This window comes from Lentzea sp. NPDC006480, from assembly GCF_040611995.1.
In the GTDB taxonomy this organism is placed as follows: Bacteria; Actinomycetota; Actinomycetes; order Mycobacteriales; family Pseudonocardiaceae; genus Lentzea.
On the sequence record NZ_JBEXPJ010000044.1, the window covers coordinates 23,696 to 37,748 of the forward strand.

Sequence of the window (14,053 nt, forward strand, 5' to 3'; positions counted from 1 at the left end):
CAGCAGTGTGCCGCGTTTCTCCCACGCGATCCAGGTTTGTTGTCATTTCGAGTCGCTTATTGTCCACAAATCGCGGACAGCTATCGGAAAGCGCTATCAGTCCATTTCAAGTGGAAGACGATCATCCGACCCGTTCCCACCTGGGCGTTCAGCGGCAGGCACACCACGCGGAAAGGGTTCGGGCAGAACCGCGCCACAGCCTGGTGCCACACCGACCAGGGAGGTCACATGGACACCGTCGTCATCGGGCTCGGCTTCACCGGACTGCCGGTCGCCGTCGCCGCCGCCACCGCCGGTCTGCGCGTGCTCGGCGTGGACGCCAGCGCCGAGCGCGTCCGGCACATCACCGCCCGCACACCGGGCTGCGGGCTCACCACCGTGGACGAGACCATGCTTGCCGAAGCGTTGGAGTCCGGGCTGTTGTCGTTGCGCCACAACGAGATCGTCCCGGCCGGCAGCTACGTCCTGTGCGTCCCGACGCCGCCGGAACGGCACGGCGGACTCGACACCGGGATGCTCGTCGCCGCCGTGAACCGCGTCGGCACGGTGCTGGGCCGCGGTGCGCTGGTGATCATCCAGAGCACCTGCGAACCGGGCACCGTCGAGGAAGTTCTCGTGCCACGACTGGAAAGCGCGTCCGGGCTGAAGGCCGGCATCGACTTCCACGTGGCGCACTCGCCGGTGCGCACGGACCCCGGCAACACGACGCCGACGCCTCGGGTCGTCGCCGGTCTCACGCCGACCTGCACCGAACGCGCTGTCGAACTGCTCCAGCGGCTCTGCGCCGAGGTCGTCGCGGTCAGCACGCTGCGCGCTGCCGAGTTGACGAAGATTTTCGAGAACACCTTCAGAATGGTGAACATCTCACTTGCCAACGAGCTCGCGGCGCTGTGCCGGGCGCAGGGCGTGAACGTGCACGAGGTGCTCGACGCGGCCGGCAGCAAGCCGTTCGGGTTCCTGCGGCACCGGCCCGGCCCCGGCGCTGGTGGTGACTGCATCCCGGTGTCGGCGGGGTTCTTCACCGCCAGCGCGCGGCGCCACGGCCTGCACTCGCCGGTCGTCGACGCGGCGATCCTGGTCAACAACGCGATGCCGAGCCACCTCCTGCACCGCGTGCGGGGCAAGCTCGCCGAGCTCGGGGTGCCGATGCGGCGCGTGCACGTGCTCGGCGTGACCTACAAGCCCGGCGTCGCCAACGTCCGGCAGTCCCCGGCGCTGCGGGTGATCAACGAGCTGAGCCGCGAGGCGGTCGTCACCTACCACGACCCGTTCGTGCCGAACCTCGTGCTGGACAACGGAACCACGCTCACCAGCGGTCCAGTCGACACCCCGGCGGACGTCGTGCTGATCATGACCAGGCACGCGTCGCTCACACCGGGGACGACCGCGCCGGTCATCGACTGCACAGCCGGCGACGCCGAGCTGGCCGCGTGAACGGGGCGTGGCTGGACGCGCCGGTCGGTCCACGGGCCGACCGGCGGGTGACCGTGCCGGGCTGCCGGACGGTGCTCGCGCTCGTGCCGCATCTCGTCGCCGGCACCCGGCTGATGGACGTGCTCGAACTGGTGAAGGCGGACCAGCGGATCCAGGTCGTGTGCACCGTTCCGGACACGCGCGGAATCTCGTACGGCACGCACGAGTTCCTGCAACGCCAAGGCTTGCTGACCTTGCCGTGGCGGCAGGCCACCGGTCTGGAGTTCGATCTGGTGCTGGCGGCGAGCCGGCGCGACCTCGAACACGTGCTGGGCCCGGTGCTCGTGCTGCCGCACGGCGCGGGCGCGCTGAAATCACGCCGTCTCACCGGTCACGGCCTGGACCGGCACGAGCTGATGCGCGGCGGCCGGGTGACCGCCGCCGCGTTGATCCTCAGTCACGACGACGAACTGCGCGTGCTCGAACGCTCGTGTCCGGAAGCCGTGCCGCACGCCGTGGTCGCGGGAGACCTGTGCCTGGACCGGATGCGGGCGAGCCTGCCGGGTCGAGCCGCCTACCGCACGGCTCTGGGCATCGAGCCGGGCGAAACCCTGGTCACGATCACCTCGACGTGGCGGCCAGGCTCGACGTTCGCGAGCAGACCCGACCTGTATCGCACGGGTGACTTCCGCAAGGCCGTGATCATCCACCCGACGACGTGGTCGGTGCACGGTCCGTGGCAGGTCCGCGCGTGGCTCGCCGACCGGCCCGACCTGATCGTCATCCCGCCAGAGGAGGGCTGGCGGGCGGCGGTGATCGCGAGTGACCAGGTGATCGGCGACCACGGCAGCGTGACGCAGTACGCCGCCGCGATCGGTGTCCCCGTACAGCTCGCGACCAGGGCACCGGTGCGACCGGACAGCCTCGCGGACCTGGTCGCCCGAGGCGCGCCGGGCATCGCGTCGCGGCTCAGCTCACGGCCGGACCAGGCGCCCACGATCCTGCGCGCCACGATGTACCGGCTGCTGGGGTTGCCGGAGCCTGCCCACGCCGCTCGCGCCGAACCCGTTGCGGCACACCATGTCTGACGGATTGATCATCGCCAGGAGCGCATCCTCGCTCGCCGCCGTCGCGGACGTGCTCCTCTGCCCCGCGGGCAGCTCACCCCTCGCGGCGCTGCGGGATCACCCCGGCTGCACCGCGGTCCTGGTCGAGCAGCGCCTGGATGCGCACGGCCTGTGGGTCGGTCTCGTCGTCGTAGCACGCGAGCGCGGCCAACCGGTGCGGGCGCGGGTCATCGGCCAGTTCGGCGAGTTCGAGGTGGACGTCGGCGAGGTGCACCGGTGACCGGCTCAACCCGTCCAGCGCGGAGTCGAGCAGCGCCTGCGCCCGCGCCCGATCACCGGCCAACCGGCACGCCCTCGCCAGGAACGTCCGCGCACGGGCCTGTTCGGCGGGATCGCTCAGCAGGGACTCCGCCAGCTCCAGTTCCGCGATCGCCTCCGCGTACCGGCCGAGCGCCGTCAACGCCTCCCCGATGCGGCGCCGGGCCTGCCCGCGGCCCCGGTCACGGGTCCGCAGGGCGAGTGCCTCCCGGTACAGCCGCAACGCTCGTTCGGGCTCGCTCACCCGGCCGAGCAGGGTCAGCGCGGTGGACCGGCTGATCGGATCGTTCAACGGCAGCACGGCTTCCAGCTCGGCGACCGCCTCGTCCACGACCCCGGTGTTGATCAACGCGAGCGCGAGACGGGTCCGCAACCGCGCCTGCGCCAGAGGTTCGCCGCACTCCCCCGCCGCCGCGACGCCCAGCCGGTACGTCGAGATCCAGTCCGAGTAGAGGTGGTGATGCTGGAACAACGCCCACAACGGTTCGCACAGCTGCCATCGCAAGTCTGCGGGAGCGACCTCGACGGCCCGCACGAGGTTCTCCCGTTCGCCGGCCAGCCACTCCATCGCTTCTTCCGGCGACGGGTACGCATCTCTGCGCGCCGTGCGGTAGGCGGGCCCCGCACGGTGTCTGTCCGGCGCCACGACGAGATCCGCCTCGACCGCCCGCGCCAGGTACCACTCCACCGCCCTGCGCACCGCGGCCGTCCGGTCGGGATCGGTCTTGCCCCGCGCGTGCACCCGCAGCAGGTCGTGGAACCGGAACCGGTCGTCACCGGCCTCGCTCAGCAAGGACTTCTCCACGAGGTCCTCGAGCGCGTCCTCGACGTCGTACTCCGGTTCCTCGATCATCGCCGCCGCCACCGACACGTCGAACGTGCTGCCGGGAAGCCAGGCGCACAACCGGTACAGCCGCGCCTGCCGGGCCGGGAGCTCCACATAGGACAGGTCGAGCACCGACCTGACGGAGGCGGACTCGTCCAGCGCGGGCAACCTGTCGTCCCGCAATTCGACCACCTCACGCTCGAAGGTCCGCCACGGCCGCGTCGACAAGCGCGCCCCCACCACGGACAGCGCGATCGGCAGTCCGCCGCACAACCTCGCGACCTCCTGCGCCGCGTCGGGTTCGCGGGCGAGCCTGCCCTGGCCCACCACGCTGTCCAGCAACTCGACCGACTCGTCGATGCCCATCGGCGCGACGTCCACGAACCGCGCGCCGTCGAGACCGAGCGGGCTGAGGCGCCACCGGCTCGTGACGACCACCGTGCCGGACGTGGGCAGCAACGGGCGAACTTGGGCGGCGCTCACGGCGTTGTCCAGCAACACAGAGAGCCGGCGCCGTGCCGTGACAGTCCTGAACAACGCGGCGCGCCGGGACAGTTGCGGCGGGATTTCGGTGACACCGAGCGCGTGCAGGAACCCCTCCAACGCCTCCTCGGGAGCAACGGGCCCGGCCGGCGCGTGCGCTCCGAGATCGACGTAGAGCTGGCCGTCCGGAAAGGCGGCCCGCCGATCTTGGAGCCACCGCACGGCGAGCGAGGTCTTGCCGACCCCGCCCGGCCCGCTCAGCACCACCAGCTCACCGGGACGAAGCGCGGCCAGCTCGGCCTTCCTGCTCACGAAGAACCGGGGCACGGGCGGTAGCTGGAACGGTGCGAGCGCCTCCCGCGGTGACGAGTGGAAGTGCACGTCTCGCACAGCCCCCGCCTGGAAGACGTTCCCCGCACTGCCGCTCATCACGTTCTTCATCACCCGTACCTCCCCGAACCCCCGAAGCTACGGCCTTTCCCCGACTTATGTCAGACGGCCATCGAGTGATCGCACGCGAGTGCGGCACCCGTGGTGGAGGTCGCGGACTGCACCTCGTGCCCATTAATGATGATCTTGCAGGTGAGTTCGCCGTGCACCCCTTCGGCGCGGAGCAGGACCCGGCCACTGCGGGCACCCACCCGTTCGAACGGCAGGTCCGGGTTGCGCAGCGTCCGTTCCTCGTCACCGGGAAACGAGTAGGTCAGGCGGTCCGTCGTGCCCGATCCCTCGACCACCACGCGGATGTCGGGCGCTGCCGCGCAACCGGCCGAGCCGATCAGCAGCAGGCCCACCAGTAAGGCGCTCTTCATGGCCGGAACGGTAGGAAGCGGGAGCCTTCGCTGACATCAGCCTGAAGGCTCAAGAGATATCAGCCATCAGACTGACAACCCGCGACGCTTCAGCGTGTCCTCGACGCGAAGCCGCTCGATCTCGCGATCCATGCCTTCTGGCAACGATCGCAACCGATGTTCGACCTCCAAGGCCGCGCAGGCCTGCACGAGCAGCGCGTCGTAGGCCTGACGTGCCGCGAACTTCTTGATGGCCGAGTCGCGCGGCCCGAAACAGGTCTGCGCCCGGCGCACACGACGAAGGTCGGCCGCGATTCGTTCGATCGGCCGATGTTCGGGCACCGGGGCGGCAGGGCGGAGCTTGCGCAGCACCTTCATCAGGTCGAAGGGCACGGGTTCCAAGCTACCCCGCCTGCAGCGCCAGGAAGAGGTCCACGCGCGCCTCGAACTCCGCCAGGTCGACGCCCAGCAGTTCCTCCACCCGCCCGACCCGGTACCGCAAGGTGTTCACGTGGACGTGCAGCTTCCCCGCCGCCGCGGTCCACGAGCCGGAGCAGTCCAGGAAGACCTTCAACGTCCCCACGAGATCCGAACCGTGCTCGGCGTCGTAGTCGAGCACCGGGCCCAGCAGCCGGCGTCTCAACGAAGTCCGCAGCTCCTCCGGCACGCCTGCGAGCAGCAGCTGGTGCAGTGCGATCTCCTCGCCCGCCACCACACACGTGCGGCCCCCACGCCGTTCGCTCAAACGACGCGCATGCACCGCTTCCTCCGCCGCGCCACGCAGTCCGCGCCACTCGACCGGCGAGCTGATGCCGACCAGCACCCGTGACGAACCAAGGCCCGGCTCCATCACCCGGATCGCCTCTCGCACGTCGTCCGGCACCGAGTCGTCGGCCCTCGCAATCGCGTAAACCGTGTCACCCACAGGCGTCACCAACGCTTGCGGCAGCGTCTCCTCGATCACCGCGGCGGCCAGCTCCGTGCGTTGATCAGAGGTGACCGCGCTGAGCACGCGCAGCCGCTCGTTCTCCAAGCCGGCCGCCGCCAGCCGCGACTCCACGTCGGCCGAGCCGCTCAGCACCGCGGCGACCAACGGCCCGGCGGTCCGGTTCTCGATCTGACGGCCCTGCGCCTGCCGCAGCCGTTCCAGCGCGACCAGGGAGGCGAGCTCCGCGGCGGCCTCTTGCTGCGGCTCCCCGCCCACGACGAGGATCCAGCTGGTGAGCCGGTTGCCGCCGCGTTCGGACACGGGCACGAGGGTCATCCCCCGCACGGTCCGGGGCAGCCGGTCGGCCTGCAGGAACTCCTTCACCAGCGTCACCCGGTCGGGCAGCTCGCCGCCGGCCACGACGCGTCCGGTCGTCGAGAGCACCCAGCACGGCGCGCTCAGCTCGTGGCCGCCCGCCAGCAGCAACGCGGGCAGCCCGGAGCCCTCCGCCACGACGTTCAGCAGCCTGCGATGGCGGCTGAGACCCACCAGTTCCATCGAGACGCGCTCGGTGATCGTCGCGAACGACAGGTCGACCGGGACTTCGAGCAGCGGCACGTGGTGGCGCTCGCAGGCGTCGACCAGATCGACCGGCAACGCGCGGTTCTCGGTCTCCGAGGCGGCCAGCCCGGCCACGCGGGCGGAGGCGAGAGAGCGGACGAACGTCTCGGAGTCCTGCGGGCCGTGGTGCCAGAGCAGGCCGGACAGCACGAGCTCCCCGCCGGACAGGTACCGGCTGGGGTCGGGCAGCTCCGTTCCGTACACGCGGGTGACGGTGCGGTCGAGCTGGTCCTCACCCGTGTGCAGGCTCAGCCGCAGTTCCGGCATCTGCAGCAACGTCCGCAACAGCAACATGGGAGGCCACTTTCGTCCATTCGTAGCCAGAACGGGTGACATTTGTAGGAAAGCACAAATTCGTTACGTGTAGGAGCCTGCTGATTCATGCGTCCCGGCCGTAGAGGTTCGGACCTGTGGCTATGTGTACTGGCTCACAACCAGATGGGAGGGCGAGTGACGATCTCCACGCACGTGCTGGACGCGGCACGCGGCAGGCCGTTCGCGGGCATCACCGTGTCGCTGCAGCGCCGCGACGGGACCGAGGTGTGTTCCGCTGAGACGAACGCCGATGGCCGGATCACCGGATGGGGTGAAGGCTTGGCGGCGGGGGTGTACCGGCTGGTCTTCGACACCTCGCAGGCGGCGCCGTTCTTCCCCGAGGTCGTGCTCACCTTCGACTACTCCGATCCGGCTCAGCACTACCACGTGCCGCTGCTGCTGTCGCCGTTCGCCTACTCCACCTACCGAGGTAGCTGACGATGGACTTCCTTCGACCGGAGACGCTCGCCGAAGCGTTGGAGATCAAGGCGGAGCGCCCTGACGCGGTGCCGATCGCCGGCGGCACGGACGTCATGGTGGAGCTCAACTACGACCACCGCCGTCCCGCCGCGCTGCTCGACCTGACGCGCATCCCCGAGCTCCGCGAGTGGACGCCGGGCCTGCGGATCGGCGCCGGTGTGCCGTACGTGCGGATCATCGACGAGCTCGGTGCGGAGCTGCCCGGCCTGGCCATGGCCTCGCGCACGGTCGGGTCGCCGCAGATCCGCAACCGGGGCACGGTCGGCGGCAACCTGGGCGCCGCCTCTCCCGCCGGCGACACGCACCCGGTGCTGCTGGCGTCCGACGCGGTCATCGAGGTTGCCTCCGTGCGGGGGACGCGGATGATCCCGGCTGCTGACTTCTACGTCGGCGTGAAGCGGAACTCGCTGGAGCCGGACGAACTGATCGTGGCGGTGCACCTCGCGCCTGCCAAGGGGCCACAACAGTTCTCCAAGGTCGGCACGCGCAACGCGATGGTGATCGCGGTGTGCTCGTTCGCGATCTCGCTGTTCCCGGACGAGAACCGGGTGGGTGCGGCCGTTGGTTCCGCCGCTCCGACGCCGCGCCGGGCGCACCAGGCCGAGGAGTTCCTGGCCCTGGAGCTGGACTTCCGGAACCCGAAGCCGTTGCTGGACTCGGTGAAGCGCCGTTTCGGCGAACTCGTCTCGCTGGCCGCGTCACCGATCGACGACGTGCGCGGGTCGGCGGCGTATCGCAAGCACGCTTTGGCAGTGATGGCCCGCAGGACGCTCGGCTGGGCCTGGCAGGAACTTCTGGACGGGGAGCAGCAATGCGCGTGAATGTCACAGTCAACGGCGAGCAACGCCAGGCCGACGACGTGTGGGAAGGCGAGTCGCTGCTGTTCATGCTGCGCGAGCGGCTCGGGCTGCCCGGCTCGAAGAACGCCTGCGAGCAGGGTGAGTGCGGTTCCTGCACGGTCTACCTGGACAACGTGCCGGTGTGCGCGTGCCTGGTCGCGGCCGGGCAGGCGCAGGACCGCGAGGTGCGGACGGTCGAGGGGCTCGCTGACGGAGACTCGCTGGACCCGGTGCAGGAGGCGTTCGTCGAGGCGGGCGCGGTGCAGTGCGGGTTCTGCACGCCCGGCCTGGTCGTGCAGGCGCACGACCTGCTCGACCGGGTGCCCAACCCCTCCGACCCGGAGATCCGCGAGGCGCTCGCCGGAAACCTGTGCCGCTGCACGGGTTACGAGAAGATCCTGGACGCAGTGCGATTGGCGGCGTCGCGCCGATGATCGTCCTCGACCGCTGTGCGGTGTCCACTGTGGATTCGTCCGGAACTGAGCACTCGTCCGGCCACGTCGTCGTCGACCAGGGCCGGATCGTCTCGGTCGGTTCGGGTCCGGCGCCTCGGCCACACGAGTCCCACACCTACGTCGACGCGTCGTCGTGCCTGGTCACGCCGGGGTTCATCAACACGCACCACCACCTCTACCAGTGGGCGACGCGTGGATTGGCCCAGGACGCGACGCTCTTCGAGTGGCTGACCACCCTCTATCCGGTGTGGCGCGGGCTCGACGACACCGTCACGCACGCTGCCGCGTCCGCCGGGCTCGCGAAGCTGGCGTTGACGGGTTGCACGCTGGCCGCTGACCACCACTACGTCTTCCCTTCCACCGGCGGCGACGTGTTCAACGCGCTGGTGTCGGCGGGGCGCCGGATCGGAATCCGCCTGGAGGCGATCCGCGGGTCGATGGACCGCGGCCAGTCCGATGGCGGGCTGCCGCCGGACAACCTGGTCGAGGACACCGAGGCCGCGTTGATCGCGACCGAGCAGGCGATCGGCGACTACCACTCGACCGCGGACGACGCGCTGATTCGCGTGGCGGTCGGGCCTTGCTCGCCGTTCTCGGTGTCGCGGGAGCTGATGACCGGCGCTGCTTCTCTGGCGCGCCGTCACGGCGTTCGGCTGCACACGCACCTCGCTGAGACCCTCGACGAGGAAGAGCAGTGCCTGGCGGAGAACGGTTGCACGCCGACCGAGTACGCCGAGCAGCTCGGCTGGCTGGGTTCGGACGTGTGGCTCGCCCACACCGTGCACCTGTCGTCGGACGCGGTGAAGCGTCTTGGAGCGACTTCAACCGGTTCCGCGCATTGCCCGACGTCCAACGGGCGGCTCGGCACCGGCATCGCGCCCGTTCGCGACCTGCTGGACGCCGGCGCGCCGGTCGGGCTCGGGGTCGACGGCGCCGCGTCCAATGAGGACGGTGGGCTGGTCGTCGAGCTGCGGGCCGCGTTGCACCAGGCACGTCAGCGAGGCGGGCCTCGTGCGTTGGACGTCCGGCAGGCGTTGTGGATGGCCACGATGGGTGGCGCGCGGTGCCTCGGCCGGGACGACTCGCTGGGCTCGATCGAGCCGGGCAAGGTCGCGGACCTCGCGGTCTGGGATCTGTCCGGAATGGACTACGCGGGCATCGCGGACCCGGTGGCGGCACTGGTTCTGGGCACTCCCCCGCCGTTGAAACTGTTGATCGTGGGCGGCGAGGTCGTGGTGCGGGACGGGGTTCTGCGGACGGCGTCGACCGACGAGCTGGCCCGTGAGCTTTCCTCGGCCAGCGCCAAGCTTCAGGAGGCAGCGCGATGACCCTCACTCCCGCCGAACTCACCTCCGCGGTGTCGGGTGGCATCGGGACGTCACCGCAGCGCCCGGACGGCAACCTGAAGGTGCGCGGTGAGTTCGCCTACGCGTCCGACCTGTGGCACGAGGACATGATCTGGGGCGCGACCCTGCGTTCGCCGCACCCGTACGCCAAGATCGTGTCGGTCGACATCACCGAAGCATTGAAGGTGCCGGGTGTGTACGCGGTGCTGACGCACTCGGACGTACCTGGGCGGAACCTGTACGGCTTGGAGCACAAGGACCAACCGGTGCTCGCCGTCGACGTCGTGCGCTACCAGGGCGAGCCGATCGCGTTGGTGGGAGCGGACCACCCGGAGACCGCGCTGCGGGCCATGAAGAAGATCGCCGTGGTCTACGACGTGCTGGAACCCGTGGTGGACATGGAAACGGCGGTCGACGACACCCCTTTGCACCCTGGCGGCAACCTGGTGCGTCACGTACCGATCCGCCGTGGTTCGCAGGACGTCGAGGCCGAGGTCGTCGTCACCGGCCGATACGAGGTCGGCATGCAGGACCAGGCGTTCCTCGGGCCGGAGTCCGGGCTCGCGGTGCCGGCCACTGACGGCTCGGTGGACCTGTACATCGCGACGCAGTGGCTGCACGTGGACCGCGACCAGATCGCCGCCGCTTTGGGCCTGCCGCAGGATCAGGTGCGGCTCACGCTGTCAGGAGTCGGTGGCGCGTTCGGTGGCCGCGAGGACCTGTCGATGCAGGTGCACGCGTGTCTTCTCGCGCTGTACACCGGCAAGCCCGTGAAGATGGTCTACAACCGAGAAGAGTCGTTCTACGGGCACGTGCACCGGCACCCGGCCGTTTTGTACTACGAGCACGGCGCCGACCACACCGGCAAGCTCGTCTACGTCCGCACGCGGATGTACCTGGACGGCGGTGCTTACGCCTCCTCGACTCCCGCTGTCGTGGCCAACGCGGCGACTCTGGGCGTTGGCCCGTACGAGGTCGACAACGTCACGATCGATGCTTACGGCGTCTACACGAACAACCCGCCGTGTGGTGCGATGCGCGGATTCGGTGCTGTGCAGGCCGGTTTCGCCTACGAGACCCAGATGGACAAGCTGGCCGAGGCGCTCGGCATGTCGCCGGTCGACGTCCGGGTGCGCAACGCGATGACCGAGGGTTCCGTGATGCCGACCGGCCAGGTGGTCGACTCGGCCGCACCCGTGGCGCAGCTGCTGAAGCTGGTGCAGGACAAGCCTTTGCCCGCCGGGACGTCTACCGACATCCGCGAGCTGCCCGGTGGTGTCTCGAACACCACGCACGGCGAGGGTGTGGTGCGTGGCGTCGGTTATGCCGTCGGTATCAAGAACATCTGCTTCTCCGAGGGCTACGACGACTACTCGACGGCTCGCGTGCGGGTGTCGATGGTCAACGGCTCGTTGGCCGCTGCGGTGCACACGGCTGCCTGCGAGGTCGGCCAGGGCCTGGTGACGATCATGCAGCAGATCGTGCGGACCGAGCTCGGCATCGAGCGCGTGACCGTGCTGCCGATGGACACCACGATCGGCAACGGCGGCTCGACCTCGGCCTCGCGCCAGACCTATGTCACCGGTGGCGCGGTCAAGGCTGCCTGTGCGTTGGTACGCGACAAGCTGGCCGGACGCACCGACATCGGCTCGGAAGTGATCGACGAGACGACCGAGTGGCGGCACCGCGCGACTGAGTCGTTGGATCCCGTTACGGGACAAGGCAATGCGCACGTCCAGTACGGCTTCGCGGCTCACCGCGCGGTCGTCGACGTGGACGTCGACCTCGGTCTCGTGCGCGTCGTTTCTCTCGACTGCGCCCAGGACGTTGGTAAAGCACTGAACCCGCAGGCCGTGGTGGGCCAGATCCAGGGCGGTTCCGCCCAGGGTCTCGGCCTCGCGGTGATGGAGGAGATCCAGACCTCCGGCGGCAAGGTGCGCAACCCGTCCTTCACCGACTACCTGATTCCCACCGTGCTCGACATGCCGCCGATGAGCATCGACGTGCTCGAGCTCGCCGATCCCCATGCCCCGTACGGCATCCGGGGCGTCGGCGAACCGCCCACCATCTCGTCGACCCCGGCGATCGTGGCGGCGATCCGCGCGGCGACCGGCCTGGCGCTCACCCGCGTCCCGGTCCGCCCGGAACACCTCACCGGTACCTGATCGTCTGGAGTTCTTGCTGTGAACGCACATCTGCTCGCCACCATCGACCTGGCCACCCGCAACGTGGCCTCCGGCGGTGGCCCGTTCGGCGCGATGATCGTCCGTGACGGACAGGTCATCGCGACGGGCGTCAACCAGGTGACCCCCACCCTGGACCCCACCGCCCACGCCGAGGTCGTCGCGATCCGCGCGGCCTGCCAGGCGCTCGGTGACTTCAAGTTGACCGGCTGCACGCTCATCTCCTCGTGCGAGCCGTGTCCCCTGTGCCTGTCCGCCGCGCTCTGGGCGCGGGTGGACAGGGTCGTCTACGCCGCCGACCGCCACGACGCGGCCGCCGCCGGGTTCGACGACCGCGAGTTCTACGAGCTCTTCAGCAAGTCCCGCGACGAGTGGGACCTGCCGGTGCTTCAAATCTCCACAGGCGAGGACAACGCCCCGTTTACCGCGTGGACGTCGCTCGCGACTCGTATCGACTACTGACGGCCAAAAGCCTGTCTTGCTGACCGGAGCTGTAGCTAAACGCGTTCCGGCGTTGGAACGCGCCCACCGGCATGGGAAAGGCCGTCCACCATGACTCAACTGCGGAGCCGACAATCGACGTCGGCCCTCGACCAGTTCTTCCGCATCACCGAACGCGGCAGCTCGTTAGGCCGTGAGGTACGGGGCGGTATCACGACTTTCGTCGCGATGTCGTACATCGTGCTGCTGAACCCGCTGATCCTCGGCGCTTCCGCCGACATCACCGGCGCGAAGCTCTCCATCGCCGAGATCACCACCGCGACCGCGCTGGCCGCCGGCGTGATGACCGTCCTCATGGGACTGATCGGCAACGCACCTCTGGCCCTGGCCGCCGGTTTGGGCGTCAACGGCGTCGTGGCGTTCCAGATGGCGCCGACCATGACGTGGGCTCAGGCCTTCGGCTTGGTGGTGCTCGAAGGCCTCTGCATCGTCGTGATGGCGGCCTCGGGCGTCCGTGAACGCATCATCAACGCGATCCCCGAGCCGTTGAAGATCGCGATCACCGTCGGAATCGGCCTCTACATCGCTTTGGTGGGTCTGGTTTCCGCCGGTTTCGTGACCCGCACGCCCGACGCGGTGGGTTCGACCGTTCCGGTGCGGATGGGCCTCGACGGCCACCTCAGCGGCTGGCCGATCGTGATCTTCTGCCTGGGCCTGCTGCTGATGATCGTCCTGATGGCGCGCGGTGTGCCGGGCGCGGTGCTGATCAGCATCGTCGTCGCGACCGTGGTGGCCGTGGTGGTGAACTCGGTCTTCACGATCAAGGGCTGGGGGCTCGTGACGCCGTCGCTGCCCTCGTCCGTGGTCAGCTCGCCCGACTTCGGCCTGTTCGGTCGCGTGGACCTGTTCGGCGGCTTCGTCTCGGCCGGTGTGATCGCCGCGACGATCTTCCTGTTCACCCTGGTGCTGTCCGGCTTCTTCGACGCCATGGGCACGATCACCTCGGTGTCGGACGAGGCGGGCCTCACGCGGGACGGCCGCGTGGAGGGCATGGGCAAGATCCTCATGGTGGACGGCGCCGGTGCGATCGCCGGTGGCGTAACGGGTTCAGCTCCGAACACGGTGTTCCTGGAGTCGGCCGCGGGCGTTGGCGAAGGCGCCCGGACCGGTCTCGCGTCCGTGGTCACCGGCGGCTTGTTCCTGGTAGCACTGCTCTTCACGCCGCTGGCCACCGTCGTGCCCGCTCAGGCGGCCGCACCGGCGCTGGTGGTGATCGGCGGCCTGATGATGACCCAGATCCGCCGAATCCCCTGGCACGAAACGGACTTCACCATCCCGGTGTTCCTGACCGTGGCCATCATCCCGTTCACCTACTCGATCACCAACGGCATCGGCGCGGGCCTCGTGTCCTACGTCGTGCTGCGCATCTGCAAGGGCCGCTGGCCCGGCTGGCTCATGACCGGGCTCGCCCTGATGTTCGCCGTCTACTTCGGCGTGGACGTGATCACCGGCAAGTGATCCCGCGTGGTTCGGCCAGGCGGCCACCT

General features: G+C 69.4%; 13 protein-coding genes. 9 read left to right on the top strand and 4 right to left on the bottom strand.

The annotated features are described in order from the left end of the window. Nucleotides 1-228: 228 nt before the first annotated feature. Complete coding sequence (locus tag ABZX92_RS19465; RefSeq protein ID WP_355560929.1) at nt 229-1,434, top strand: nucleotide sugar dehydrogenase; 1,206 nt, start codon at nt 229-231, stop codon at nt 1,432-1,434. After that, nucleotides 1,431-2,501, top strand: a complete 1,071-nt coding sequence (locus ABZX92_RS19470) for a hypothetical protein (protein ID WP_355560932.1) — start codon at nt 1,431-1,433, stop codon at nt 2,499-2,501. The genes ABZX92_RS19465 and ABZX92_RS19470 overlap by 4 nt, the downstream gene beginning before the upstream one ends. Nucleotides 2,502-2,574: 73 nt before the next feature. Here the strand turns inward: ABZX92_RS19470 and ABZX92_RS19475 are convergent, their stop codons facing one another. From ABZX92_RS19475 to ABZX92_RS19490, 4 genes are all read right to left on the bottom strand, one after another. Then, nucleotides 2,575-4,548 (bottom strand): NB-ARC domain-containing protein, encoded by a 1,974-nt coding sequence (locus ABZX92_RS19475; RefSeq protein WP_355560935.1) that lies wholly within the window; start codon nt 4,546-4,548, stop codon nt 2,575-2,577. Between the two features lie 50 nt (nt 4,549-4,598). Next, entirely contained in the window at nt 4,599-4,919 is a 321-nt protein-coding gene (locus ABZX92_RS19480; protein WP_355560938.1) for a hypothetical protein, read from the bottom strand. Nucleotides 4,920-4,985: 66 nt separating this feature from the next. Beyond that, the gene (locus tag ABZX92_RS19485) at nt 4,986-5,291 is read right to left on the bottom strand and encodes a hypothetical protein (protein WP_355560941.1); all 306 of its coding nucleotides are present in this window, start codon (nt 5,289-5,291) and stop codon (nt 4,986-4,988) included. 10 nt (nt 5,292-5,301) lie between these two features. After that, complete coding sequence (locus tag ABZX92_RS19490) at nt 5,302-6,741, bottom strand: PucR family transcriptional regulator ligand-binding domain-containing protein (RefSeq protein WP_355560943.1); 1,440 nt, start codon at nt 6,739-6,741, stop codon at nt 5,302-5,304. 144 nt (nt 6,742-6,885) lie between these two features. On the opposite strand from ABZX92_RS19490, the gene uraH reads away from it, so the two are divergent. From uraH to ABZX92_RS19525, 7 genes are all read left to right on the top strand, one after another. Further along, nucleotides 6,886-7,200 (top strand): hydroxyisourate hydrolase, encoded by a 315-nt coding sequence (gene uraH, locus ABZX92_RS19495; protein WP_355560946.1) that lies wholly within the window; start codon nt 6,886-6,888, stop codon nt 7,198-7,200. 2 nt (nt 7,201-7,202) lie between these two features. Next, complete coding sequence (locus tag ABZX92_RS19500) at nt 7,203-8,063, top strand: xanthine dehydrogenase family protein subunit M (protein ID WP_355560949.1); 861 nt, start codon at nt 7,203-7,205, stop codon at nt 8,061-8,063. Next, nucleotides 8,054-8,515, top strand: a complete 462-nt coding sequence (locus tag ABZX92_RS19505) for a (2Fe-2S)-binding protein (protein ID WP_355560952.1) — start codon at nt 8,054-8,056, stop codon at nt 8,513-8,515. Before ABZX92_RS19500 ends, ABZX92_RS19505 begins: the two co-directional genes overlap by 10 nt. After that, complete coding sequence (locus ABZX92_RS19510) at nt 8,512-9,864, top strand: 8-oxoguanine deaminase (protein WP_355560955.1); 1,353 nt, start codon at nt 8,512-8,514, stop codon at nt 9,862-9,864. The genes ABZX92_RS19505 and ABZX92_RS19510 overlap by 4 nt, the downstream gene beginning before the upstream one ends. Continuing rightward, on the top strand, nt 9,861-12,047 hold the full coding sequence (locus tag ABZX92_RS19515; RefSeq protein WP_355560958.1) for a molybdopterin cofactor-binding domain-containing protein: 2,187 nt from the start codon (nt 9,861-9,863) through the stop codon (nt 12,045-12,047). Before ABZX92_RS19510 ends, ABZX92_RS19515 begins: the two co-directional genes overlap by 4 nt. 18 nt (nt 12,048-12,065) lie before the next feature. Beyond that, nucleotides 12,066-12,527 carry a nucleoside deaminase gene (locus ABZX92_RS19520; RefSeq protein ID WP_355560960.1) on the top strand — a complete coding sequence of 154 codons (462 nt, stop codon included), beginning with the start codon at nt 12,066-12,068 and terminating at the stop codon, nt 12,525-12,527. 90 nt (nt 12,528-12,617) lie between these two features. Next, nucleotides 12,618-14,024: an NCS2 family permease gene (locus ABZX92_RS19525; RefSeq protein WP_355560963.1), complete on the top strand. Its 1,407-nt coding sequence runs from the start codon at nt 12,618-12,620 to the stop codon at nt 14,022-14,024. The last annotated feature ends 29 nt before the right edge of the window (nt 14,025-14,053 follow it).